22 protein-coding genes are annotated in these 22,320 nt (G+C 71.5%); 11 read left to right on the top strand and 11 right to left on the bottom strand.

Annotated elements, in window-relative coordinates; translation table 11 throughout:
- Window positions 1-129: 129 nt before the first annotated feature.
- Window positions 130-543, top strand: coding sequence for a transglycosylase SLT domain-containing protein (locus tag ACIPFH_RS04035; protein ID WP_401822831.1), 414 nt, complete (start codon window positions 130-132; stop codon window positions 541-543).
- A 159-nt stretch (window positions 544-702) separates the two neighbouring features.
- Entirely contained in the window at window positions 703-1,386 is a 684-nt protein-coding gene (locus ACIPFH_RS04030) for a YoaK family protein (protein WP_401822829.1), read from the top strand.
- 19 nt (window positions 1,387-1,405) lie between these two features.
- Here the strand turns inward: ACIPFH_RS04030 and ACIPFH_RS04025 are convergent, their stop codons facing one another.
- Window positions 1,406-2,641: a cytochrome P450 gene (locus ACIPFH_RS04025; RefSeq protein WP_401822827.1), complete on the bottom strand. Its 1,236-nt coding sequence runs from the start codon at window positions 2,639-2,641 to the stop codon at window positions 1,406-1,408.
- Between the two features lie 172 nt (window positions 2,642-2,813).
- Here ACIPFH_RS04025 and ACIPFH_RS04020 point away from each other — a divergent pair, with 172 nt between their 5' ends.
- The gene (locus tag ACIPFH_RS04020) at window positions 2,814-3,983 is read left to right on the top strand and encodes a steroid 3-ketoacyl-CoA thiolase (protein ID WP_401822824.1); all 1,170 of its coding nucleotides are present in this window, start codon (window positions 2,814-2,816) and stop codon (window positions 3,981-3,983) included.
- Here ACIPFH_RS04020 and ACIPFH_RS04015 read toward each other — a convergent pair.
- Together ACIPFH_RS04015 and ACIPFH_RS04010 are read right to left on the bottom strand one after the other, a co-directional pair.
- Window positions 3,967-4,161 (bottom strand): DUF397 domain-containing protein, encoded by a 195-nt coding sequence (locus ACIPFH_RS04015; RefSeq protein ID WP_401822822.1) that lies wholly within the window; start codon window positions 4,159-4,161, stop codon window positions 3,967-3,969. The two genes, ACIPFH_RS04020 and ACIPFH_RS04015, sit on opposite strands and share 17 nt — an antisense overlap.
- Window positions 4,142-4,969 carry a helix-turn-helix domain-containing protein gene (locus ACIPFH_RS04010; protein ID WP_401822819.1) on the bottom strand — a complete coding sequence of 276 codons (828 nt, stop codon included), beginning with the start codon at window positions 4,967-4,969 and terminating at the stop codon, window positions 4,142-4,144. The genes ACIPFH_RS04015 and ACIPFH_RS04010 overlap by 20 nt, the downstream gene beginning before the upstream one ends.
- 75 nt (window positions 4,970-5,044) lie before the next feature.
- On the opposite strand from ACIPFH_RS04010, the gene ACIPFH_RS04005 reads away from it, so the two are divergent.
- Window positions 5,045-5,494 (top strand): ATP-binding protein, encoded by a 450-nt coding sequence (locus tag ACIPFH_RS04005; RefSeq protein ID WP_401822816.1) that lies wholly within the window; start codon window positions 5,045-5,047, stop codon window positions 5,492-5,494.
- On the opposite strand, the gene ACIPFH_RS04000 is transcribed toward ACIPFH_RS04005, so the two are convergent.
- A complete protein-coding gene (locus ACIPFH_RS04000; protein ID WP_401822813.1) occupies window positions 5,467-6,006 on the bottom strand; it encodes a hypothetical protein in 540 nt (179 codons plus the stop codon). The two genes, ACIPFH_RS04005 and ACIPFH_RS04000, sit on opposite strands and share 28 nt — an antisense overlap.
- A 111-nt stretch (window positions 6,007-6,117) precedes the next feature.
- On the opposite strand from ACIPFH_RS04000, the gene ACIPFH_RS03995 reads away from it, so the two are divergent.
- Both ACIPFH_RS03995 and ACIPFH_RS03990 read left to right on the top strand, forming a co-directional pair.
- A complete protein-coding gene (locus ACIPFH_RS03995) occupies window positions 6,118-6,585 on the top strand; it encodes a hypothetical protein (protein WP_401822810.1) in 468 nt (155 codons plus the stop codon).
- Window positions 6,582-8,750, top strand: coding sequence for a hypothetical protein (locus ACIPFH_RS03990; protein WP_401822808.1), 2,169 nt, complete (start codon window positions 6,582-6,584; stop codon window positions 8,748-8,750). Before ACIPFH_RS03995 ends, ACIPFH_RS03990 begins: the two co-directional genes overlap by 4 nt.
- A 34-nt stretch (window positions 8,751-8,784) precedes the next feature.
- Here the strand turns inward: ACIPFH_RS03990 and ACIPFH_RS03985 are convergent, their stop codons facing one another.
- On the bottom strand, window positions 8,785-10,911 hold the full coding sequence (locus ACIPFH_RS03985; RefSeq protein WP_401822805.1) for a bifunctional glycosyltransferase 87/phosphatase PAP2 family protein: 2,127 nt from the start codon (window positions 10,909-10,911) through the stop codon (window positions 8,785-8,787).
- A gap of 340 nt (window positions 10,912-11,251) precedes the next feature.
- On the opposite strand from ACIPFH_RS03985, the gene ACIPFH_RS03980 reads away from it, so the two are divergent.
- Both ACIPFH_RS03980 and ACIPFH_RS03975 read left to right on the top strand, forming a co-directional pair.
- Complete coding sequence (locus tag ACIPFH_RS03980) at window positions 11,252-12,907, top strand: DUF2330 domain-containing protein (RefSeq protein ID WP_401822802.1); 1,656 nt, start codon at window positions 11,252-11,254, stop codon at window positions 12,905-12,907.
- Between the two features lie 89 nt (window positions 12,908-12,996).
- Complete coding sequence (locus ACIPFH_RS03975) at window positions 12,997-13,668, top strand: O-methyltransferase (protein WP_401822799.1); 672 nt, start codon at window positions 12,997-12,999, stop codon at window positions 13,666-13,668.
- 63 nt (window positions 13,669-13,731) lie between these two features.
- Here the strand turns inward: ACIPFH_RS03975 and ACIPFH_RS03970 are convergent, their stop codons facing one another.
- On the bottom strand, window positions 13,732-14,124 hold the full coding sequence (locus ACIPFH_RS03970; protein WP_356261415.1) for a hypothetical protein: 393 nt from the start codon (window positions 14,122-14,124) through the stop codon (window positions 13,732-13,734).
- Window positions 14,125-14,241: 117 nt separating this feature from the next.
- Here ACIPFH_RS03970 and ACIPFH_RS03965 point away from each other — a divergent pair, with 117 nt between their 5' ends.
- Window positions 14,242-14,706, top strand: coding sequence for a DUF1992 domain-containing protein (locus tag ACIPFH_RS03965; protein ID WP_401822796.1), 465 nt, complete (start codon window positions 14,242-14,244; stop codon window positions 14,704-14,706).
- Window positions 14,707-14,914: 208 nt separating this feature from the next.
- Here ACIPFH_RS03965 and ACIPFH_RS03960 read toward each other — a convergent pair whose 3' ends face one another.
- Together ACIPFH_RS03960 and ACIPFH_RS03955 are read right to left on the bottom strand one after the other, a co-directional pair.
- Window positions 14,915-15,832, bottom strand: a complete 918-nt coding sequence (locus tag ACIPFH_RS03960; RefSeq protein ID WP_401822794.1) for a hypothetical protein — start codon at window positions 15,830-15,832, stop codon at window positions 14,915-14,917.
- Window positions 15,833-15,837: 5 nt separating this feature from the next.
- Entirely contained in the window at window positions 15,838-16,554 is a 717-nt protein-coding gene (locus ACIPFH_RS03955) for a hypothetical protein (protein ID WP_401822791.1), read from the bottom strand.
- Between the two features lie 139 nt (window positions 16,555-16,693).
- On the opposite strand from ACIPFH_RS03955, the gene ACIPFH_RS03950 reads away from it, so the two are divergent.
- Window positions 16,694-17,212: a GNAT family N-acetyltransferase gene (locus tag ACIPFH_RS03950; RefSeq protein ID WP_401822789.1), complete on the top strand. Its 519-nt coding sequence runs from the start codon at window positions 16,694-16,696 to the stop codon at window positions 17,210-17,212.
- Here the strand turns inward: ACIPFH_RS03950 and ACIPFH_RS03945 are convergent.
- Window positions 17,205-19,250, bottom strand: a complete 2,046-nt coding sequence (locus tag ACIPFH_RS03945) for an MFS transporter (protein ID WP_356247575.1) — start codon at window positions 19,248-19,250, stop codon at window positions 17,205-17,207. The two genes, ACIPFH_RS03950 and ACIPFH_RS03945, sit on opposite strands and share 8 nt — an antisense overlap.
- Window positions 19,251-19,421: 171 nt before the next feature.
- Here ACIPFH_RS03945 and ACIPFH_RS03940 point away from each other — a divergent pair, with 171 nt between their 5' ends.
- The gene (locus ACIPFH_RS03940) at window positions 19,422-20,720 is read left to right on the top strand and encodes a peptidoglycan-binding protein (protein ID WP_401822786.1); all 1,299 of its coding nucleotides are present in this window, start codon (window positions 19,422-19,424) and stop codon (window positions 20,718-20,720) included.
- Between the two features lie 206 nt (window positions 20,721-20,926).
- Here ACIPFH_RS03940 and ACIPFH_RS03935 read toward each other — a convergent pair whose 3' ends face one another.
- Both ACIPFH_RS03935 and ACIPFH_RS03930 read right to left on the bottom strand, forming a co-directional pair.
- Window positions 20,927-21,574 carry an HAD-IA family hydrolase gene (locus tag ACIPFH_RS03935; protein WP_401822784.1) on the bottom strand — a complete coding sequence of 216 codons (648 nt, stop codon included), beginning with the start codon at window positions 21,572-21,574 and terminating at the stop codon, window positions 20,927-20,929.
- A gap of 152 nt (window positions 21,575-21,726) precedes the next feature.
- Window positions 21,727-22,308, bottom strand: a complete 582-nt coding sequence (locus ACIPFH_RS03930) for a TMEM165/GDT1 family protein (protein WP_401822782.1) — start codon at window positions 22,306-22,308, stop codon at window positions 21,727-21,729.
- Between the last annotated feature and the right edge of the window lie 12 nt (window positions 22,309-22,320).

Raw genomic sequence — 22,320 nt, 5'->3', positions numbered from 1 at the left:
GTGCCGACGAGCCCACGGGCCTCGGCACCACGGCATGCAGCCACCCACCGCAACCACACGGTGCGGCCACGCACCGCGTGACTCCGGCATGCAAGCGACCGCAATCGTCCCCGAAGGAAAAGGTTCCTCGTGTCCGTCTCCGTCATCCGTCGCATCGCTTCCCCGAAGAAGGCCCTCACCGGCATCGCCGTGGCCGCCGCCACCGCAGGCATGGCGCTGTCCGCAGCCCCCGCCCACGCGGCGACCTCCTCCGCCTCCCAGGCCCAGGCGATCGCGCACAAGATGATCCCGAACGCGGCGCAGTACAAGGCCTTCTCCAACATCGTGAAGCACGAGAGCGGCTGGAACATGAAGGCCACCAACGCCTCCTCCGGCGCCTACGGCCTCGTCCAGGCCCTGCCCGGCTCCAAGATGGCCTCGGCCGGTTCCGACTGGAAGAGCAACGCCAAGACCCAGATCAAATGGGGTCTGGACTACATGAACTCCCGCTACGGCAGCCCGGTCGGCGCCTGGAACTTCTGGCAGGCCAACGGCTGGTACTGAGCCACGCCACCGCGCTCCACAAGCGCGCCCCGTACCGCCGAAGGCGGCGGCCCCCGATCCCCGGGGCCGCCGCCTTCGGCGCTTCTCACCCTCGGCGCTTCTCACCGTCGACGTTTCTCACCGTCGACGTTTCTCACCGTCGCGTGATCCACTGACCCGATGACCACCGAGCCCACGAAGGACGCCGAGGCGCGGGGCGTCCCCCTGGTTCCCGTCCTCCTCACCCTGACCGTGGTGAGCGGTCTGATCGACGCGGTCAGCTATCTGGGTCTCGGCCACGTCTTCACGGCCAACATGACCGGCAACGTCGTCGTACTGGGCTTCGCGGCGGCCGGCGCTCCCGGGTTCTCGATCCCCCACACAGCCACCTCGCTGGGCTGCTTCCTGGTGGGCGCGGTCGTCGGCGGACGTGTGTCCCTCGGCCTCGGGGCCGGCTCACGCCGCAGATGGACAAGGACGACGCTCGCGGCAGAGGCGGTTCTGGTGGGCGTCTCGGCCGCGGTGGCCTTCGCCGCCCCGGACGACGCCCCCGTCACGATCTACTCGGTGATCGCCCTGACCGCCTTCGCGATGGGCCTGCGCAACGCCACCGTACGCAAACTCGGCGTGGCCGACCTCACGACCACCGTCCTGACGATGACCCTCACCGGCCTGGCCTCCGACTCCCGGGCGGCCGGCGGCGCGGGCCCCCACTCCCCACGGCGCACGGCATCGGTGATCGCCATGGTCGTCGGCGCGGCACTCGGCGCCTGGCTGGTGCTCCGCTACGGCATCGCCGTCCCGCTGCTGGTGGGGGCGGTGGTCGTGGGAGCACTGGCGATGACGGCGTCCGGCCGGGAGTGAGACGGCTCCCGGCCGTACGTCACCCCGCGCTGACTCTCAACTCCTTCACCCCGTTGATCCAGGCGGACCGCAACCGACGGGGATCCCCCACGAGCCTCAGGTCGGGCAGGGCATCGGCGATGGCGTTGAAGATGAGGTTGATCTCCAGCACGGCGAGTGACTTGCCGAGGCAGAAGTGCGGCCCACCGCCGCCGAAGCCGAGGTGCGGGTTGGGATCCCGGGTGACGTCGAACTCGTCGGGCCGCTCGAACACCTCGGGGTCACGGTTGGCGGAGGCGTAGAAGATCCCGACCCGGTCCCCCTTCCTGATCAGCTTCCCGCCGAGCTCGGTGTCCTGGGTGGCGGTCCGCTGGAAGGCGATGACGGGCGTGGCCCACCGCACGATCTCCTCGGCGGCGGTGGCAGGCCTCTCCCGCTTGTACAGCTCCCACTGCTCGGGGTGGGTGAGGAAGGCGTGCATCCCGTGCGTCGTGGCGTTCCGGGTCGTCTCGTTCCCGGCCACGGCGAGCATCAGCACGAAGAACCCGAACTCGTCGGAGTTGAGGTTGCCCTCGTCCTCGGCGGCCACGAGCGTCGAGACGATGTCGTGAGCGGGGCACTGCTTCCGCTCGGCGGCCATGTTCATGGCGTACGCGAGGATCTCGGCGGCGGACTGCTGCCCGACCTCCGCGGTGACGGCGAACTCGGGATCGTCGTACGCGATCATCTTGTTGGACCAGTCGAAGATCTTGGAACGGTCCTCCTGGGGCACGCCGATCAGCTCGGCGATGGCCTGCAGGGGAAGCTCCGACGCTATGGAAGTGACGAAGTCGAAGGAACCGTCCTGCGCGAGGGCGCCGTCGACGATCGCCGTGGCCCGGTTGCGCAGCCGCTCCTCCAGCGCCCGGATGGCCCGGGGCGTGAACCCGCGCTGCACGATCTGCCGCACGCGCGTGTGCTCGGGCGGATCCATGTTCAGCAGGATGAACCGCTGGGCGTCGATCGAAGCCCGTTCGATGCGCTCGTTGAACCGGATGATCGCGGTGTTGAGGTAGGAGGAGAAGATCTCGGGGTGGGTGGAAACGTACTTCACGTCCGCGTGGCGGGTCACCGCCCAGTACCCCTCGTCCTGGAAGCCGGCGACATTGCCCGACTGAGGGATCCAGCGGACCGGTTCGGCTACCCGCAACTCGGCGAACTCCGGCAGTGGCACATGGTGTTGCAGCAGGTCGGGATCGGTGAAGTCGAACCCGTCGGGAAGCGCTGGGCAGGGCATCGGCGGCTCCAGCCATCTGACGATGCTATCTGACGGTTCATCAGAAACAGATTGCCGAGAAGGTAGTTCAGGACCCTCGAGGCTGCAAGACCCTTGCGGTGACGCACATCACGTAAGCAGACTGCACACAGCAGAACTAGAACACGTACTAGTTCCGAAGGGATCCGCACCCATGGCCGCCGAACCCGTGATCGTGGAAGCAGTCCGCACCCCCATCGGCAAGCGCGGCGGCGCGCTGGCCAACTTGCACCCCGCCTACCTCCTGGGCGAGACCTACCGCGAACTACTCGGCCGCACCGGCATCCCCGCCGACGCCGTGGAACAGATAGTCGGCGGCACGGTGACCCACGCCGGCGAACAGTCCATGAACCCGGCGAGAACAGCATGGCTGACGATGGGCCTCCCGTACGAGACCGCGGCGACGACGGTCGACTGCCAGTGCGGCTCCTCGCAGCAGGCGAGCCACATGGCGGCGAACATGATCGCGGCGGGCGTGATCGACGTCGGCATCAGCTGCGGAGTGGAGGCGATGTCCCGCGTCCCCCTCGGCTCGGGCTCCAAGCACGGCCCCGGGAAGCCGTTCCCGGAGGAGTGGAACGTTGACCTCCCGAACCAGTTCGAGGCGGCGGAACGCATCGCGCGCCACCGGGGCCTGACGAGGGAGCAAGTGGACGGGCTCGGCCTGCTGTCCCAGGAAAGAGCCGCGACAGCCTGGTCCGAGGAACGCTTCAAGCGCGAGACGTTCGCCGTCCAGGTCCCGACGACGGAGGAGGAACAGGCAACCGGCCAGGGCATGTGGCGCCTGGTCGACCGCGACGAGGGCCTGCGGGACACCTCCCCGGAGGCCCTGTCCCGCCTGAAGCCGGTCATGCCGACGGCGATCCACACGGCCGGCAACTCGTCGCAGATATCGGACGGCGCGGCGGCGATCATGTGGGCGTCGAAGCGGATGGCCCGCGCCCTGAAGCTGAAGCCGAGGGCGCGCATCGTCGCCCAGGCGCTGGTGGGCGCGGACCCGCACTTCCACCTCGACGGCCCGATCGACGCAACCCGCGCCGTCCTCGGCAAGGCGGGCATGTCCCTGAAGGACATCGACCTCGTCGAGATCAACGAGGCCTTCGCGTCGGTGGTGTTGAGCTGGGCGAAGGTCTTCGAGGCGGACCTGTCCAAGGTCAACGTCAACGGAGGCGCGATCGCCCTCGGCCACCCGGTCGGCGCGACGGGAGCCCGCCTCATCACCACGGCGCTGCACGAACTGGAGCGCACCGACAAGGAGTTCGCCCTGATCACCATGTGCGCGGGCGGCGCACTGGCGACGGGGACGATCATTCAGCGGCTGTAACGCCACCGCCGGTCCAGGCGAGGAACGTCGAGAACGCGGCGGGTTCGACGGTGAGGATCGGGCCCGCCGGGGTCTTGGAGTCACGGATGGCGATGGTTGCGGTGGGGGTGTCGGCAATCTCGACGCACTGACCGCCCTGGTCACCGCTGTAGCTGGACTTACGCCAGTGGTACTCCATAACGTTCCTCCATTACGCGCCGGATCAGATCCGCCGAGTCCCTGAGGGAGAGGGCAGCGGCCCGAAGGTGATCGTAACGGAGCGAGCAGTCTTTGACCGTGTCCGGGTTGGCGCTGGGATGCCCACTGCCGTACCCCTCGGTGTAGACAATGGTCGGGTCGCCGACGAAGCGGTAGATGTTGAACGAGCCTTGAAGTCCTACGTGCACTCCGGCCGTGAACGGCAGGATCTGGATGTTGACGCGGGCGTCGTCCTCGAAAGCCAACAGGTGCGCCAGTTGGCCGCGCATGGTGTCCCGGCCACCGATCTCCTGATGAAGCGCGCCCTCGCTGAGGACGGCCCAGAAGACCGGCGGTTCCTTCTTCTCGAAGATGCGCTGGCGGGCCATGCGCACTGCGGTGCGGTCATCGAGGTTGCTCCGGTCCAGCGCGCCTAGCACCGCACGCGCATACGCGCCGGTCTGGAGAAGGCCGAGGATCATATGAGTCTGGAAAGAGCAGATCTCGACGGCGCGCGCCTCCAACTCCCCCACCTGCTGAAACCAGGACGGAAGTTGAGAACGAAGCACGAGCTCCACAAGCCGTGAAAAGAGACCACCGGTCCCGAGAGCGGCATCCACCCGCTCACTGAACTCCGGGGTGGGCACCTTCCGGGCGGTCTCGACCTGCCCAACCAGCGAGCCCGTGTAATTGAGGATGTCCCCGAGCTGCCGCTGCGTGAGGTCAGCCGCCTCCCGCAACCGCCGCAGCTCGAACCCGTAGTAGTCGAGCGGCGAGGCGCCGGGATCCAGGACGTTGATATGGGTCACGCAGGACCTCCCACGGAACAACTGGTTGTATCCACCGGGTAGCCCAGAGTAGTTGACGCAGGTCACCCTCGTACCGTGAACGGATACTTCCCCTCGATCTACGCCTCCCCCGTCCCCACGCAGTACCGCATGACCCTCAGGGTCGGCGAACACTCGGCCCGCCACATCCGCCGAATCGCCCGCATGCACCTGGAGAACTGGGAGCTGCGACACCTGACGGACTCGGTAGAGCTGGCCCTGACGGAACTGATCGCCAACGTGGTCCGCCACGTCCCGGACAGCCGCTGCACGCTGCTGCTGCTGAAGCAGCCGACGGGGGTCAGAGCGGAGGTGACCGACGCCTACGGCGAACTCCTCCCGACCCCGGCGGAGTTGCAGCCGGAGTCGGAAGGCCGCCGGGGCCTGTTCCTGCTGGACGCGCTGGTCGACAAGTGGGGCGTGTCGCCGGCACCTGGGGACGGGAAGACGGTGTGGTTCGAGTGCGGAACCGTCATCCTTCATGGACGCGCAGAGTCCGACAGATGACGAACCCGTCGACGATCAACCGTCAGCAGCACCTTCCCAGCCATCCCCCCATGACCGCCCCTCCTCTTCCCTCTGACCACTACAGAGGTGCCGTCATGCCCCGCGACGCCGTTCGCGGTCAACTGTCGGTCCCTCCGCCTCCGCCAGAACCTCCGGACCCAGACGACCGTCGTGCAGACGGCTGCGAGCAGGCTGCCCACGGCTATGGCGGCGAAGAGGACGAGTGCGGGGTTGATCCAGGCCGGGACGAGGTCGTACGAGGCGTTGCACTTGTTGTGCAGCGGGAACGCCCGCGTCGGCTCGCGCCAGTGCTCCGCGCGGTAGGCGTAGTCGTACTTCTGACCCCTCAGAAGCGTGCAGGTCTCCGCCACGTCCAGGCCGCCGGACCACACTCCCCAGAACCACGTGATGAACAGCCCCACATACGACAGCCCCGAGAGCATCAGCCAGAACAGCGGCGTTCGCCGCACCAACCACACCCTCGCGTTCCTCACCCTCGTGTTCCCGACCATCCCGTGATTCTCCCCTCCCGGTGATCAGAACGCTCCATAACCCCCAACTGCCCTCTGTACCATGCGTTTTGTTCCGTGCGCGCACTCAGCGGGCCGGGGAGGGGACGGAACATGCTGAGCGAGGCGTTGACCGCGGCTGCGGCCGGTGGGGGGATGGCCGTCGTGCAGGCGGCCGGGGCGGACAGTTGGGCCTGGTTCCGGGTGCGGTGTGCCCGTCTCGTCGGGCGGGGGGACGCCGAAGCCGAGCGTGAGGCGCTCGCGCGGCTCGATCGGACCGCCGCCGTGCTGGACGCCGTCGACGAGGGTGACCGGGAACGGGTGCGGGCCGTGCACGCGGTCTTGTGGCAGGGGGAGTTCGCGTCCGTCTTCGAGTCCCTCGGGGGCCCGGAGCGGGAGCGGCTAGTCGAGCAACTCGTCGAGCTGACGAGGGAGTTCGGCAGCGGTGACGGTCAGCCTCGCGGGGGCGCCGTCAGCGGCAACACCTTCCACGGGCCCACCGCCGTCCAGACCGGCGATCACAACCGGCAGGAGAACCACTTCGGGTCCGGGTCCGGGTCCGGGTCCGGGTCCGGTAGATGACCGATCCCGGCAGCGCAGAGTCCGACCGTGGCGAGAGGGACTCCGCCTCCGGGAACTCCGTCTCGGGGAACCCGGTCTCCGGGAACTCCGTCTCGGGGAACTCCTTTCACGGGCCCACCGCCTTCCAGGCCGGGAATCACAACCTCCTGAACGTCCATCACCACATCACTCACACCGCCCCCGCCACCGAAGACCCCCTCGACGCCACCGCCGACGAGCTCGCCCGGGTCGTCGGCGCGCAGTGGCAGGAGGAGGCCGGGCTGCGGCGGCTGCTCGAGCCCGCGCCGCTGCCGGTGCGGTGGCGGATGAGTGAGCGGAAGGTGGCGGGGCGGGTCGGCGGGGCCACGGCGGAGGGGGCGGCCCGGGCGCGGTTCGGGCCCTTGCCGGGTCTCGGACCGGTCGGCCGGGCCCAGCTCCGCGACGGTGGCGGGCTGCCCGAACTGCACGCTGTCTATGGCGGGTTGGCCTCCGGGCGGCTGCTGGTCGTCGGGCCGCCGGCGGCGGGCAAGACCGCCGCCGCCGTGCTGCTGCTCCTCGACGCGCTCGCCCACCGGGCCGCGCAGGCCCTGCCCGCCGACCGGGCCCGCGTGCCCGTCCCCGTACTGCTCTCCCTCGACGGGTGGAATCCCGCCGAGGAGACCGCCACCGACTGGGCCGCCGACCGGCTCACCCGCGAGTACACCCTCTTCCATGGGAGCAACGGACGCGCCCGTGCCCGGCGGTTGCTCGAACAGGGACGTCTCTCCCTCTTCCTCGACGGCCTCGACGAGGTCACCGGCAAACTGCGCGGGGCCATGGTCAGCGCCCTGGAGACGGCGCCCTTCCGGCTGGTGCTGGTGTCCCGGGCCAGGGAAGCCGTGCTCACCGCGAAGAAGGCGCGGCTGGGCGGCGCTCTCGCCGTGGAGATCCAGCCGGTCCGCCCCGCCGACGCGGCCGGATATCTGCTGAACCGGCTGCCCTCCACTCCGTCCCCCGCCTGGCGGGAACTGACCGGGCGGCTCCTCACGGAGACCGGCCCGCTCGCCGCCGCCCTGGCCGGCCCGCTCGCCATCGCCCTGCTCCGTGACGTCTACGGCGACGACGACCCCGTCGACGAACTCCTCGACCCCACCCGCTTTCCCACTCCCTCCGCGGTCGAGAACCATCTCCTCGATCACGCGGTCGTCGCCGCCTACACCCGGCGCCCCGGACACCCCCGCCCGCGCTATTCCGTCAGAACGGCCGAACGCACGCTTAGGTACATCGCCTCCCGGCTGTCCCGGGAGGGCACGCGCGATCTGCGTTGGTGGCACGTTCCCGGCTGGACGGGCCACCGTCCCCGGATGATCGCCGTGTGCATCGTCTCCGCGGTGGTGTGCGGATCACCCGGCGTGATCATGGCCTGGAGCCTGAGCCCGACCCTCCTGACAGCGGTGAGCAGTCCCCTCGCGGCGATCGCGGGCGGCTACGGGATCGCCCGCCGGGTCGCGGAGATCAGCGTGCCGCAGCCGCTGTCGAGCGCGGGCCGACGCGACATATTCACCCGGGAGACGGTTCTGTCGGGCATCGGGCAGTGGCTTTTCGTGGGCACCGGGCTCTGCTGTTTGATCCCCCTGCTCTGCTGGATGGTCCCCCTGCTGAACGGCGAAGCCCCGCCGTTCTGGCTCTGGTACCTGGTCACGCTGCCGCTCGGCTTCAGCGAGGTGCTGGTCACGGGGCGGGGCTACGAGATCGTCTCCCGCGCTCCCTTCCTCTCGGTGGGCTCGGGGCGCTACGACAAGGTGCGTGAGGGGTGGGCCCGGCCTCCGGTGGTGGACACCCGGTCGGTGAGTCCACGTGAGGTGTGGCGGCACCACCTGGGGCTGCGTCTCTTCCTGGGCCTGCTGACCGGCGTCGCCCTCGGCCTGTACATCGGGCCCATCCTGGCCTGGACGCAGTCCCCGCTGCTGGGCGCGATGTTCGCCGTCACGGCTGTGCTGTGGACCGGCGCCGCCTCGGTCCTGGCCGGCAACCTCGCCGTCGCCACCGCCCTCACCGCCGTACAGCTCCACTACGAGGAGGGCACCCCCGTACGGCTCATGCACTTCCTGGAGGACGCCCGCCGCCGCAACCTGCTGCGGGCGACGGGTCCCGTCTACCAGTTCCGACACGCCCGGCTGCAGGAGCGACTGACCAGAAACGAATGATCGGCCGAGAGGTACGACCGAAGGAGAACGGTGGTCAACCGCTCCGTGTCGAATCCTTCTCGGCCCACCCCGGCCCCGACCCCGACCCCGACTTCGATCCCGACGCCGACTTCGATCCCTGCGCCGACCCCGGCTCGGCCACCGTCACCGCCGTCGCCGTCGCCGTCGCCGTCGTGAACCGTGCCCGCGGTCCCATGAACAGGTACGACAGGCCGAAGCCGCCGCCCACCACCGCCGCGCCGCCGACCGCGTCCAGCACCCAGTGGTTGCCGGTCGCCACGATCGCCGAGACCGTGAAGAGGGGGTGCAGCAGGCCCAGGGCCTTCATCCACCACTTCGGGGCGACGATCGCGATGACCAGCCCGCACCACAGCGACCAGCCGAAGTGCAGGGACGGCATCGCCGCGTACTGGTTGGTCAACGAGGTGAGCGTGCCGTAGTCCGGCTTGGAGAAGTCCTGGACGCCGTGCACGGTGTCCAGGACGCCCAGGTTCGGCATCAGGCGGGGCGGGGCCAGCGGGTAGAGCCAGAAACCGACCAGGGCCAGCAGGGTCGCGAAGCCCAGGGACGAGCGGGCCCAGCGGTAGTCGACCGGGCGGCGCCAGTAGAGGAGGGCCAGCACCGACAGCGGGACCACGAAGTGGAGGGACTCGTAATAGAAGTCGAAGAAGTTCCGTAGCCACTCGACCTTGACCACCGCGTGGTTGGTCCAGTGCTCGATGTCGATGTGCAGGAACCGCTCGATGTCCAGGATCTGTTGGCCGTGCTCCTCCGCCCGGGGGCGTCCGCCGGAGTTGGTACCGCCGGTCGCCGCCAGCCTGACCTGCTGGTACGCCGCGTACGTCACGCGGATCAGCAGCAGCTCGAGGAGGAGGTTCGGCCGGGTCGGGACCCGCTTCAGGAACGGGAGCAGCGGTACACGCTTCCAGCGGGTCGGTGCCGGCTGCGCGTACTGGGCCGGGACGGGCGTGCGGTAGTACGGGGACGTACGCGGCAGGAAGGGGAGGGCCGTGGCCGCGGCGACGGCCAACAGCAGCACCGCGTTGTCCCGCAGGGGGTACAGGACCGCCCTGTGCGGCAGCATCATCTGCGCCGGGAGGGTCATCACCAGGACCACCGCCACCGGCCACACATAGCGGTTGGACGCGCGTCTGCCGACCCGCCCCACCATCGCGGGCAGGACCCACAGCAGCTGGTGCTGCCAGGTCGTGGGCGAGACGACGATCGCCGCGCAGCCCGTGACGGCGACCGCCAGGAGCAGCTGGTCGTCGCGGGCGTAGCGGACGGCCCTGCGGACGCCCAGGGCGGCCACGGCGGCGCCCAGCGTCAGGGACAGGCCGATCTCCAGCGGGCCGGAGAGGCCGAAGCGGAGCAGGGCGCCGTGCAGGGACTGGTTGGCGAGCACGTCGGCCTCGCCGCCGAGACCGACGCCCGCCATGTGGTGCACCCAGTAGGTGTACGAGTCGTGCGGCATCGCCAGCCAGGCGAGCGCGGTGCCCGCGGCGAACGATGCGCCCGCGGCGGCCGCGGCGCGCCGGCGGCCGGCGAACCAGAGCAGCGCGGCGAAGAGCAGGACCGTGGGCTGGAGGGCGGCCGCCAGGCCGATCAGGACGCCGGCGGCCCGCCAGTCCCGTACGACGAAGCAGCCGAGCATGACCAGCAGCACCGGGATGATGCTGGTCTGGCCGAGCCAGAGGGCGTTGCGTATGGGCAGCGACAGCATCAGCAGACTGCTCGCGACCGGCGAGGCCAGCAGGGCCGTCCGTCTGTTCACCGGCTGGGGCAGGGCGCGGGCCAGGACGAGACCCAGGGCGGCGACCAGTATCAGGGTGCCGAAGGTCCAGCCCCAGCCGAGGGCCTGTTCGGCCGCCCGGGTGAAGGGCTTGAGGACGAGCCCGGTGAAGGGCGTGCCCGTGAAGCGCGTCGAGTCGTAGAGCGAACCGTTGACGTGCAGCACGCCGTTCGGTCCGACCCAGGTCTCCAGGTCCGTCAGCCGTTCTCCGCGCGGGGTACCCAGGACGACGGCCAGCTGGCGGACGGCGAGGACCGCCGCCACCAGCCAGAGGCCGAGGCGGGCAGCGCGCAGACGCGCCCTCGCCGTGTCGGCCGGCGTCGGCCCGAAAGCCTCCGCGGGGGGCCCGCTGTGCTCCGCATTCGCCACGCCTCGTCGGCCTCCAACCCTGTTGGTCCGTCGGTCCCGCGTGTCCGGCGCAAGGTCTCCCGCTCGCACTCCATGAAGCGCGGACAGCCCCAGGACACAGACGCAGGCCACCCGCTGCACCTGACGTCCGCTCTCCCTTTTGTCCGGAAGACGATAGTCGTCCCACGGCCCGGACGTTTCCACGGCGCGGCACTCCGGGCGGGCCGCGGCGCCGGACACCGGGCGCTCCACGAGCCCGAGGGGCGGGATTTGGATCAGGTCTCGAACGGAACGAGGCCTCCAGCCGTACCGTCGTAGCCACCACAATGCGCGCTGGCGGGTACGGAGAGTGCTGGAGGGGATGCGAGGCATGGTCGGTTTCCTGCGGGGACGGCAGGCGCGGCGGACGCGGTTACGCGGGCGGGTCACGGCGGTGCTGCTCGCTCTGCTGGCGATCCAGCTCGGCTCGCTCGTCGCGCCGGCCTACGCCTGCGGCTGCGGTGCGCTGCTGCCGGGCGACCTGCGGCAGGTCGCGGTCGGCCGGGAGGTCTCCGTCGTGCGCTGGGACGGCGCGCGGGAACAGATCGTGATGCGTCTGACGGTCGCCGGGGACGCCGAGCGGGCCGCCTGGATCATGCCCGTGCCGCACCGGGCGACGGTGGAGCTCGGCGATCCCGAGCTCTTCGACCAGCTGGCCACGGCCACGGCCCCCGTCCACCGCACCCGCCACCACTTCTGGCCGCAGGACGGGGACTGGCCGCTGACCACGGGCGGCGAGGCGGCGGGCCCGCCGCCTCCCGGGGCGGGGCTCGGCGTCGGCGTGATCGGACGCGAGCGGCTCGGCCCGTTCGAGGTGGCCCGGCTCACCGCCACCGACCCGTCCGCTCTGGACGACTGGCTGCGCACCAACGACTTCGCCCTTCCCGCCCGCCTCGAGACCGCGCTCCAGCCGTACGTCGACCGGCGCTGGGAGTACGTGGCGGTCCGGCTGGCCCCCGAGAACACCGGTACGGCGCTGCGCGGCGAGCTGGAACCGCTGCACCTCAGCTTTGCCGCCGACTCCCTCGTCTACCCGATGCGGCTGTCCCGGCTGGCGGCCACACCGCAGTCGCTCGGTCTGTACGTCCTGGCCGCCCACCGCATGGAACCGGTCTCGCGGATCGGCGGCGAGCGGCCCCGGGTGACGTTCGCGGGGCCGGTCGGCAGGGCGACGGGGCCGCTGGCCGCGCTGGCGGAGGGCACACCGTTCCTGACGGCCGTCGCACAGGAGTTCCCGCGACCTCCGGAGATCTCCGGGGACCACGAACTGCGCCGGGCGGCGGCGGACACCGCCTACCGGCAGGTGATCTACGAGGACCGGCTGCTCGCGCTGGCCGGGATCCCGGTGTGGCTGCTGACGATCGTCGGCGGACTGGCCGTCCTGAACACGGTCGCGGTCGTCCTGGGCGTGCGCTGGGGCCGCGCCCGCCGCGCGAGCCTGCCGAGACCTCGCCACGCATCGGGATTCCAGCCTGCGACCGCCACGGGAACGGGAGTGAGGGCGGAGGCGGGGACTTGGGCGGGGACTTGGGCGGAGGCGGGGACTTGGGCGGAGGCGGGGACTTGGGCTCCGCCGAGCCCGCTGAGCCCGCCGAACCCGCCGAAAGCGCCGGCTGCGGCCCCCGGGGCCCCGGCATCACCTGCGCCTCCCGTGCCTCCTGTGCCTGGTGTGCCCGCTGTGCCCTCTGCACCCGCTGTGCCCGCCGTGCCCGACACGCTCGGCGCGCCTCCCGTGCCGACACGGCCGCCGTTCGTGGGGCGCGTTCCGCCCCGGCCCGGGCGACCGCCCGCCTCCGCCGCTGCTCCTCCCGGGTCTTCCGTGTCCTCCGTTCCGCCGAAGCCGCCCGGGCCGCCCCGGACGCCGCCCATGCCTTCCGCACGCCCCACTCCCCCCACGCCCGCCGTTTCCCCTACGCCCCGCACCGCGCCTTCCGCACCGTTGGCGCCTCCCGCCGGGCCCTCTGCGCCGAACGGCTGAAAGCCTCGGCCAAAGACCCGTGCGGCTCGACTTAGCATTCCTAACCAGACAAGCCGCCGGAAATGTCAGGTTCACGAGAGGCAGAGCGCATGAGCGAGTCGCAGGCCTGGGACGCCGTCGACGCCTACTTCACCGACCATCTCGCCCCGGACGACGAGGTGACGACGGCCGCGCTGCGCGACAGCGAGGCCGCCGGGCTGCCACACATCAACGTCACGGCGAACCAGGGCAAGCTGCTCCAGCTGCTCGCCGAGATCCAGGGGGCCCGGACGATCCTGGAGATCGGCACGCTCGGCGGATACAGCACGATCTGGCTGGCCCGCGCCCTCCCGGCCGACGGCCGGCTCATCTCGCTGGAGTACGACCCCCGGTACGCGGAGGTCGCCAACCGCAACATCGCCCGCGCGGGCCTGGACAAGCTGGTCGAGGTGCGGATCGGGCCGGCCCTGGAGTCCCTGCCGCTGCTCGCCGACGAGAACCCGCCCCCGTTCGACCTCGTCTTCATCGACGCCGACAAGGTCAACAACGCCGGCTACCTGGAGTGGGCGCTGAAACTCACGAGCGTGGGCAGTCTGATCGTCGTCGACAACGTCGTGCGGGGCGGCCATGTCGTGGACTCGGACAGCGACACGGGGGACGTGCTCGGCACCCGCGCCGCGATCGAACTGATCGGCTCGCACCCACGGCTGAGCGGCACGGCCATCCAGACCGTGGGGGCGAAGGGCTACGACGGCTTCGCGCTGGCGCGCGTGCTGGCATAGCCGCACAGCCCTCCCCCGCCCCCCGGGGGCGACGTTGCACTCCCCCGGAGGCCCGGGAGGCTGTCACGCCTCGTGGTAGAAGCCCACGTTGACGCTGCGCGGCCCGGTGCGATCGAGGACGATGATCTCGCCGGAGCCGCCGCGCGCCAGCGGCATGGTCCCGCCGTACGCGAGCGGCTCCGTGTACGCGCCGGAGACCACCCGCACCTCGGAGGACGGCTCGTCCTGCGAGCCGCGCAGCCAGGAGACCTGCCAGGTGCCCTCGGGGCCGCACAGGAACTCCAGGTGCACCCGGGAGACGAACAGCCAGTCGTCGGGGGTCGCGAGGCGACACACGGACTTGTCACGGCCCACCCGAAGCACGGCACCCGGGTCGCTGGGCGAGTCGGCCATCAGCATGCCGGCCGTGGCGCCCTCTTCCGTCCCCGAGACGGTGGCCATGGTGAGTTCGAGCACGTGCGCTCCCCTTGAGGTGTCTTTGACATGCCTGTCGGCGTCCTGGGTCCTAAGTGTGCTTGTACAGCGGCCGCATGATAAATCGCCCGGCCCCACCGCGTCCGGCACAATGGACGCATGACCGAGCGAAAGCCACCGGGTGTCCCGTTCGAGTCCTGGGTCGACAAGCAGATCCGTGACGCGGAGCAGCGCGGGGAGTTCGCGCAACTCCCGGGCAAGGGAAGGCCGTTGCCGGAGATCACGGACACCGCGTACGACGAACTGTGGTGGATCAAACGGAAGATGGCCCGTGAGGGCCTCTCCGTGCTGCCACCGGCGCTCGCGCTGCGCAAGGAGGCGGAGGACGCGCTCGCGGCGGCGTACGCGGCGCCTTCGGAACGCCTTGTCCGGAAGATCGTCACGGACGTCAACGTCAAACTGCGCGACATGATGTTCAAGCCGCCGCCCGGCCCCCCGCTGGGCATGAAGCCGTACGACGTCGAAGCGGTCGTACGGGAGTGGCGGGAGCGCCGGGCGACGGCTGGAAAGCCCGATGGACCCAAAGGGACCGGTGGGTCCGAGGAGACCGGTGGTCGGAGGTGACCGCCGGTGGGTCCGAGGAGACCGGTGGTCGGAGGTGACCGCCGGTGGGTCCGAGGAGACCGGTGGTCGGAGGTGACCGCCGGTGGGTCTTGAGGTGACCGATGGGTCAGCGGTCGCCCCGGCCGGGCGCGCCGCGCTGCAGGGCGCGCCCTTCCGGGCCGAGGGCTCCCGAGGAGAGGTGACCGACGGGTCCGAGGGAGCCGGGACGTCAGAGGTGTAGCAGCCGCTCCGTCAGTTCGCGGTAGTCCCGCAGGGCCAGGCGGAGTTGCTCGGTGTCGACGGTCGTCGCGGCCGTCGTCGCCCGGTCCTTGCCGTCCTTGCCGTCCCTCGCGCCCTCCGACGAATGCCAGGACCCGCGCAGGGTGCGGCGCCGCCGGTCCACCGCGTCCGTGAAGCGTGCGGCGAGTTCCTCCAGCACTTGGTCGGCCTCCGCCACGGCGTCCCGCGGACCGTCGACGAACCCGACGACCGCGTGCCGCATGCGTGAGGCGATGCGGTCGCACTCGTCGACCGGCAGAAGGGACGTGCCGTGTCCGCCGGGCTCGGCGGCGGCTGTCGTCGGTACCCGGCCCGCGACGGTGTCGGTGTCGGCGGGCACCGGGTCCCGGTGCCGGAGCGGCGTCCCGACCTCGCCGGAAGCGGGGAGCCCGTCCCCGGCACTCCGTTCGGAACCGGCCCCGGAACCGCGCGTTGCCCGGTCGAAGCCCGCATCCGTACCCGCTCCGGACCGCGTCGGCCCACCCAGGGCTGTCGTACCGCGAGGCTCCGTCGACGACGTCCGGCCCTTCTCGCCCGGGAGGACGGCCTCACCGGAGGGGGCGGCTCCGTCCGGCGACACCCCGTCGCCGGACCGTGCGGCCCGATCGGTCGAGCCACCCGCGCCACGGAGCCCGGCGGCGTCGGACCGTCCGGCTCCACGGGTGGGTACGGCCTCGCCACGGACGTCGGTCTCACCGTGCCGGTCGGCCTCGCGGGACCGTGCGGCCTCTGCGGCGGACACGGTCTCGGCGCGCTTCGCGGCGCGGGCACGGTCGTCGTCCGGCCGGCGGTTCTCCGGGTCGGCGCCCGTGTGCGGTGTCGCCGGCGGTGTCACGTCGGGTGTCGTGTTCGGTGTCACGTCACGCATGGCGGTCAGCCCTCCTTCGCCTGGTGCCGGTGGAAGCCCCGCGGCAGGTGGTGGCCGGAGCGCGAACCGTCCTGGCTCACGCTCTGCCCGCGCTCCTGCGCGTGTCGGCGGCCGGGCTCGTGGTCGGCGTGGCCGAGGAGGTCGTCGAAGAGGGCGCGGGCCTCGACCATGGCGGAGCGCATGTCCTCCGTGCCGGGGGCGCGGCCGTCGCCCGTGCCGGACACGGCCGTGCCCGTGTCCCGCGTACCGTCGCCGGTGGCGCGGACGCGTGCGACGCGGTGGATGCGGCGGTAGCCGTGGACCTGGTTCGGGTGGTGGACGGAGAGGGCGCCGAGCTGCTCCTCGTACTGGCCGCCGTCCGGGAAGCCCCGGGCGCCCGCCACCTCGGCGAGCAGCTGGTCCGCCTCGACGACCGCTTCCCGGGGCGAGTCGACGAACCGCTCCTGGGCTGCCGTCCAGCGGGCCTCGAACCGCTCGCGCTCGGCGGGCTCCAGCGGGCGCTCGCGCAGCCCGCCGTGCCGCTCCACGAGGGTGTCGAGCTCCCGCTCGGCAGCCTTGACGTCCCCGTCGTGGCGGGCGACGGCACGGTCGTACTCGGGCCCGAAGCGGCGCTTCAGACCGTGTCCTCCGTGCGGGCCGCGGGCCCGCACGGCCAGGACGGCCGCGACGGCGATGACGGCCGCCACGACCACGATCAGAGCGATGATCACTCCTGTGGACATGCCTTGCCTTCCGGTGTGTCGGCCCCACGGGCCGGTTCCCGATGCGGGTTGCCCGGACGGCCCCGTCCAAACGGCCCGCGGTATTGTCCACCCTTATTCGGTTGCGCGCCCGCCGGGCCGCCTTCGGAGAATGCCGCCCATGACGACGTCGCCGATCTGGACCATCACCGCCGAACCCTTCGACGCCCCGGACGCTCGCGCGCTCTGGCGGGCGTACTACACCGAGGTCAGCGACCGCTACTACCTGCTGCACGAGGGACGCCGGACCGACCCGGTCGAGCTGGAGCGGCAGATCGCAGCCCACTCCGGCGCCGAACTCGCCCCGCCTCTCGGGCAGTTGCTCGTCGGGCGGTACGGGGGCGCGCCGGCCGGCACCGCCGGTGTCCGGCTGTTGGACGCCACGACGGCCGAGCTGACCCGGGTGTTCGTCCGGGAGGGGCTGCGCGGCAAGGGGGGCGCCGCGCTGCTCGTCCGGGGTGCCGAGGACGCCGCCCGCGCGCTCGGCGCCACCCGGATGGTCCTCGACACCCGCGGCGACCTGGTCGAGGCCCGCGCCCTGTACGCCGGGCTGGGCTACACGGAGACCGAACCGCACAACGACGACCCGTACGCCGACCACTGGTTCGGCAGGTCGCTCGACGGCCAGGACCTCAGCTGAGCCGGTGGTCGGGCACCACGCGCCCGCTGTGCGGCTGCTCCCGGTCCGAGCCGCACAGCTCGCTGTTCAGCTCCTTGACGAGCTGGATCAGGTCGGTGGGCCGGTCCGGGCCCCACCAGTCGCCGAGCAGCTCGGCCAGCGACTCCTCGCGTACCTCGGCGAGCCGTTCGACGACCTCGCGGCCCTGGTCGGTCAGCACCATGTCGAGGCCCTCGCGCGCGGCGAGCCCGCGTCCCTCGACCTGGCGGACGGCCTCGATGACCGCCGGCAGCGGGACGGTGCTGCGCTCGGCCAGCATCGCCGGCTCGACACTGCCGCAGCGCTTGATCCGCAGCAGCAGCCAGCTCGACGCCGGAAGGAGATCCTGGCCGGCCCGGGCGGTGATCTTCCGGTAGACCTCGCGGCGGCCCTCACGGGTACCGAGGACGGACAGCGCCCGGCACACCTCGTCGTACGAGGACCGTTCCACCGGGTTGCTGGCGAGGGTCTCCGTCACATCGGGCGCGGTGACCGAGCCGCGCAGCGGGTCCTCCTTGAGGAACCAGGCCAGGACGAAGCCGACGAGGGCGACGGGGGCCGCGTACAGGAAGACGTCGGTGATGGCGGACGCGTACGCGTGCAGGGCCTGTGGCCGCAGGGTGGACGACAACTCGGCGATGCCGCGCGGGTCGGACTCGAGACCGTCCACCGACACCCCGGACGGGAGGCTCACGCCTCGGAAGGCGTCCGTCAGCTTGTCGCCGAGGCGGCCCGAGAAGACCGTGCCGAAGATCGCGACGCCGAAGGAGGCCCCGATCGAGCGGAAGAAGGTCGCGCCGGAGGTGGCGACGCCGAGATCCTCGTACGCGACGGCGTTCTGCACGATCAGCACCAGCACCTGCATGACGAGGCCGAGACCGAGGCCGAAGACGAAGAAGCAGGCACTCATCACGCCCGTGGAGCTGTGCTCGTCGAGCTGGTGCAGGAGGAGCAGGCCGAGGGTGGTGACGCCGGTGCCGACGATCGGGAACACCTTCCAGCGGCCGGTCCGGCTGACGATCTGTCCGGAGACGGTGGACGACAGCAGCAGGCCCGCCACCATCGGCAGCATGTGCACGCCGGACAGGGTCGGCGAGACGCCCTGCACCACCTGGAGGAAGGTCGGGAGGTACGTCATCGCGCCGAACATCGCGAAGCCGACGATGAAGCTGATCACGGCGGAGAGGGTGAAGGTGCGGATGCGGAACAGCTTGAGGGGGAGCACGGGTTCGGCCGCCCGCCGCTCCACGGCCACGAACGCCACGGCCAGGAGCACGCCGAGCACCGCCAGGCCGACGATCTGCGGCGAGCCCCAGCCCCACGTGGTGCCGCCGAGGGAGGCCACCAGGACCAGACAGGTGGCGACGGCGGCGATGAGGACGGTGCCGAGGTAGTCGATGACGTGCTTCATGGACCTGCGCGGAATGTGCAGGACCGTCGCGATGACGGCGAGGGCGACGACGCCGACGGGCAGGTTGACGTAGAAGACCCAGCGCCAGCTCAGGTGCTCGGTGAACAGGCCGCCCAGCAGCGGGCCGAGGACACTCGTGGCGCCGAACACCGCGCCGAACAGGCCCTGGTAGCGGCCGCGGTCGCGGGGCGGGACGATGTCGCCGACGATCGCCATCGACAGCACCATCAGCCCGCCGCCGCCCAGTCCCTGGACCGCTCGGAAGGCGATCAGCTGTGGCATGTTTTGCGCCATTCCGCACAGCGCCGAACCGATCAGGAAGATGACGATCGCGGTCTGGAAGAGCCTCTTGCGCCCGTACTGGTCACCGAGTTTGCCCCACAGCGGGGTCGCGGCCGTCGACGCCAGCAGGTATGCGGTGACCACCCACGACAGGTGCTCCATACCACCGAGCTCGCTGACGATCGTGGGCAGGGCGGTCGACACGATCGTCTGGTCCAGGGCGGCGAGCAGCATGCCGAGCAGCAGGGCGCCGATCGAGACGAGGACGTTTCCGGACACGTGTTCGTCGCGCGGATCCGCCGCCCTGCTCTGCGCGTCCAAGACCATGGATGCCTCCTGAGGCTCTGGTGACCCTTTCCATCGTGATCGGTGTGACCGGTTATGGCCTCTTGAGTCCTCTTACGACCTGACGGAATCCGACATTCCGGGGGTCCCGGACGGCGGGGTGTGTGGAGGATCTGCATAATCTCTGGAGTTTGAATGGGGAGGGGCGAACACGTGATCGATCCGACGGGGCACCAGGGGCGCTCGGGGCAGCAGGGACTGCCGTGCCCGGAGTGCGGGGCGCTCCGCGCGCTCGACAACACCCCGTCCTGCGCCTGCGCCCGGCGTGCCTCCGAGAACCTGCGCGACACGCGCACGACGGAGGCGGCCGCCGCGGAGGACTTCGATCCGTTGCGGATACGGCCCTACGTCGAGTTCGGCAACGAGTCCGGAAGCGAGTTCGAGAGTGCGCCCGCGGACGGCTTCGGGGGCGTACCCGCGGACGGGTTCGGGAACAGGCCCGCGGACGGGTTCGGGGGCGTACCCGCGGACGGATTGGGGAACAGGCCCGCCTCCCAGTCCGGGAGCGGGCCCGCCGGTGAGTTCACCGGCCGGCCCGGGGGCGAGTTCACGGGCCCGCCCGGGGGCGAGGCACAGGGCTCCGCCGGTGCGGCCGACGTGACCATGCCGCTGCCGACCGTTCCGGCCGCTCCGTCCGTGGCGTCCGCGCCGTTCGTGCCTGCCGACGCGACCATGCCCCTGCGTGCCGTGGACCCCGCCGGCCCGACGCCGGACATGACGGTGGCGCTGCCCACTCCCCTGGCGCGGTCCGCCTCCGAGCCCAGCACCACCGACCTGAGCCTGTTCGAGGCGGCGGACGTCGACTCCGCGCACCCCGGCGACGAGGAACCGCACCGCCCGCGCCGTCGCCGCACGCTGCTGGTGGCGGCGGCGGCCGCCGCCGTGGCCGTGGTGGCGGCCGCCGGGTTCGCCTCCGGGCTGTTCTCCTACGAGAAGCCGACGCGCGACGGGGCCGCCCCCGAGGACGTGCGGGCGGCCGTGCCCGACGCCTCGACCAGCGCGCCCTCCACGTCCGCGTCGGCGAGCCGTTCCCCGTCCCCGTCGGCGTCCGAGGCCTCGCCGTCGCCGTCCGAGAGCGAGAGCCCGTCGCCCTCCGCGTCGGAGTCGAGCGCCTCGCCCTCGGCGTCCCCGTCGGCCGAGGCCGGGCGGACGGCCACGCCGACCGCCCGGGTGACCGGCTCCCTGGCGCCCGGGAACGGTGCCGACAACCAGGACGACTCCACCGAGCCGGTCGTCCTGCGACGCGGCGACAAGGGCGCCGAGGTGACCGAACTCCAGCTGCGCCTGCGCCAGTTGTTCCTCTACAACGGCGAGGCCAGCGGCACGTTCAGCGGCGAGGTCGAGGACGCGCTGCGCAACTACCAGTATTCCAGGGGGACTACGGACGACGGTCTGGGCGTGTACGGGCAACTGACCCGAACCCGCCTGGAGTCGGAGACGAAGGAACCGTAGACCCCGCGCCACCGCAAGCCACGCGGATCCCCGCTCCCAGCCCCCACACTCCGCCACCCCACGCGAGCCCGGCCGGGACCACAGCCCCGACCCCGCGCCTCACGCCACGCGGAGCCGCACCCCGGCCTGCGCACCCCGCCACCCGCCCCACCCGAACCGAACCGCCTCCCGGCCGTGAGACCACGAACCGCAGAGGCGTCGCCGAATCACGCCACGTGGATCCGCGCCCCGGACTCCGTCGTCTCCACCCGCACCTCACGCAGATCCCGGACCACCACGTCGGGGTCGTGGGCGGCTGCCCGCGGGCCGACGCCCACGACCCGCATTCCGGCGGCGCGGCCGGCCGCTATGCCCGCCCCCGAGTCCTCGAACACCACGCAATCGGCCGGGGCGACCCCCAGCTCGGCCGCGCCCTTCAGGAAGCCCTCCGGGTCCGGCTTGCTCGCGCCCACCGACTCCGCGGTGACGCGCACCTCGGGGAGCGCCAGTCCCGCCGCGGCCATCCGGGCGGTCGACAACGGGACGTCCGCCGAGGTGACCAGGGCGTGCGGGACGCCCCGCAGGGAGGCGAGGAACTCCGGGGCGCCGGGCACCGGCACGACACCGCCCACGTCGGCGGTCTCCTCCGCCAGCATCCGCGCGTTGTCGGCGTGATTCAGGTGCATCGGCCGGCCGGGCAGCAGTACGGCCATGGAGGCGTACCCCTGCCGTCCGTGGACGACCTTCATGACCTCGTCCCCGTCGAGCCCGTGCGAGTCGGCCCAGCGCCGCCAGATCCGCTCCACGACGGCGTCGGAGTTCACGAGGGTGCCGTCCATGTCGAGCAGGAGGGCGCGGGCGGTCAGGACCGGCATGAGCAGCTCCAGGTAGGAAGAGACAAGGCGGCCCCGCCCGCCGGTCAGGGAAAACGAGCGGGAGCCACTTTGTTTCTCCACGGTACAAAACAATGCGGGTCCGCCGCCACCCCGGCCGGAAGTCGCCGGGGAGCGTTCACCCGCCGTTCGGCTCAGCCGGTGATCGCCTCCCACAGGCTCCACACCCCGAGGGCCAGCATCAGCAGCGCCGCGATCCGCGTGATCAGCTTCAGCGGCACCCGCTTCATCAGCGCCTTTCCGCCGACGATGCCGAGTCCGGCCACCGCCCACAGCGCCAGCACCGCACCCAGCCCGACAGAGAGCGGATCGTCGTAGCGGGCGGCGAGGTTCGCCGTCATGATCTGCGTGAGATCGCCGAACTCGGCGACGAGGATGAGCATGAAGCCCGTGCCCGCGACCTTCCAGAAGGACTGGTTCTCCGGCCGCCGGACCTCCTCCTCGCCTTCGTCCTTCTTCAGCAGCAGCACCGCCGCGCCGCCCAGGAACAGGACACCGGTCAGCGCCTGCACGAGCTGCTGCGGGAGCAGGGTCAGGACACTGCCCGCCGCGACGGCCAGCGCGACATGCAGCGCGAAGGCGGCGGCGACCCCGGCGAAGACGTACGAGGCGCGGTAGCGGGTGCCGAGGACGAGGCCGGCGAGCGCGGTCTTGTCCGGCAGCTCGGCCAGGAAGACGACGCCGAAGACGAGCGCCGTCACGGTGATGCTGATCAAGGTTCCTCGATC

It is taken from the genome of Streptomyces sp. NPDC088157, from assembly GCF_044741545.1.
In the GTDB taxonomy this organism is placed as follows: Bacteria; Actinomycetota; Actinomycetes; order Streptomycetales; family Streptomycetaceae; genus Streptomyces.
The sequence above is the reverse complement of the archived record's forward strand: the minus strand, read 5'-3'. Positions and strand labels throughout refer to the sequence as shown.

Coding starts and splice junctions, on each gene's coding strand:
- ACIPFH_RS03965 (WP_401822796.1), top strand. CDS start 14,242: ATGACCGAGCGAAAGCCACCGGGTGTCCCGTTCGAGTCCTGGGTCGAC.
- ACIPFH_RS03975 (WP_401822799.1), top strand. CDS start 12,997: ATGAGCGAGTCGCAGGCCTGGGACGCCGTCGACGCCTACTTCACCGAC.
- ACIPFH_RS03960 (WP_401822794.1), bottom strand. CDS start 15,832: ATGCGTGACGTGACACCGAACACGACACCCGACGTGACACCGCCGGCG.
- ACIPFH_RS03980 (WP_401822802.1), top strand. CDS start 11,252: ATGCGAGGCATGGTCGGTTTCCTGCGGGGACGGCAGGCGCGGCGGACG.
- ACIPFH_RS04025 (WP_401822827.1), bottom strand. CDS start 2,641: ATGCCCTGCCCAGCGCTTCCCGACGGGTTCGACTTCACCGATCCCGAC.
- ACIPFH_RS03945 (WP_356247575.1), bottom strand. CDS start 19,250: ATGGTCTTGGACGCGCAGAGCAGGGCGGCGGATCCGCGCGACGAACAC.
- ACIPFH_RS03935 (WP_401822784.1), bottom strand. CDS start 21,574: ATGCCGGTCCTGACCGCCCGCGCCCTCCTGCTCGACATGGACGGCACC.
- ACIPFH_RS04000 (WP_401822813.1), bottom strand. CDS start 6,006: ATGGTCGGGAACACGAGGGTGAGGAACGCGAGGGTGTGGTTGGTGCGG.
- ACIPFH_RS03990 (WP_401822808.1), top strand. CDS start 6,582: ATGACCGATCCCGGCAGCGCAGAGTCCGACCGTGGCGAGAGGGACTCC.
- ACIPFH_RS04030 (WP_401822829.1), top strand. CDS start 703: ATGACCACCGAGCCCACGAAGGACGCCGAGGCGCGGGGCGTCCCCCTG.
- ACIPFH_RS04020 (WP_401822824.1), top strand. CDS start 2,814: ATGGCCGCCGAACCCGTGATCGTGGAAGCAGTCCGCACCCCCATCGGC.
- ACIPFH_RS04015 (WP_401822822.1), bottom strand. CDS start 4,161: ATGGAGTACCACTGGCGTAAGTCCAGCTACAGCGGTGACCAGGGCGGT.
- ACIPFH_RS03995 (WP_401822810.1), top strand. CDS start 6,118: ATGCTGAGCGAGGCGTTGACCGCGGCTGCGGCCGGTGGGGGGATGGCC.
- ACIPFH_RS03950 (WP_401822789.1), top strand. CDS start 16,694: ATGACGACGTCGCCGATCTGGACCATCACCGCCGAACCCTTCGACGCC.
- ACIPFH_RS03955 (WP_401822791.1), bottom strand. CDS start 16,554: ATGTCCACAGGAGTGATCATCGCTCTGATCGTGGTCGTGGCGGCCGTC.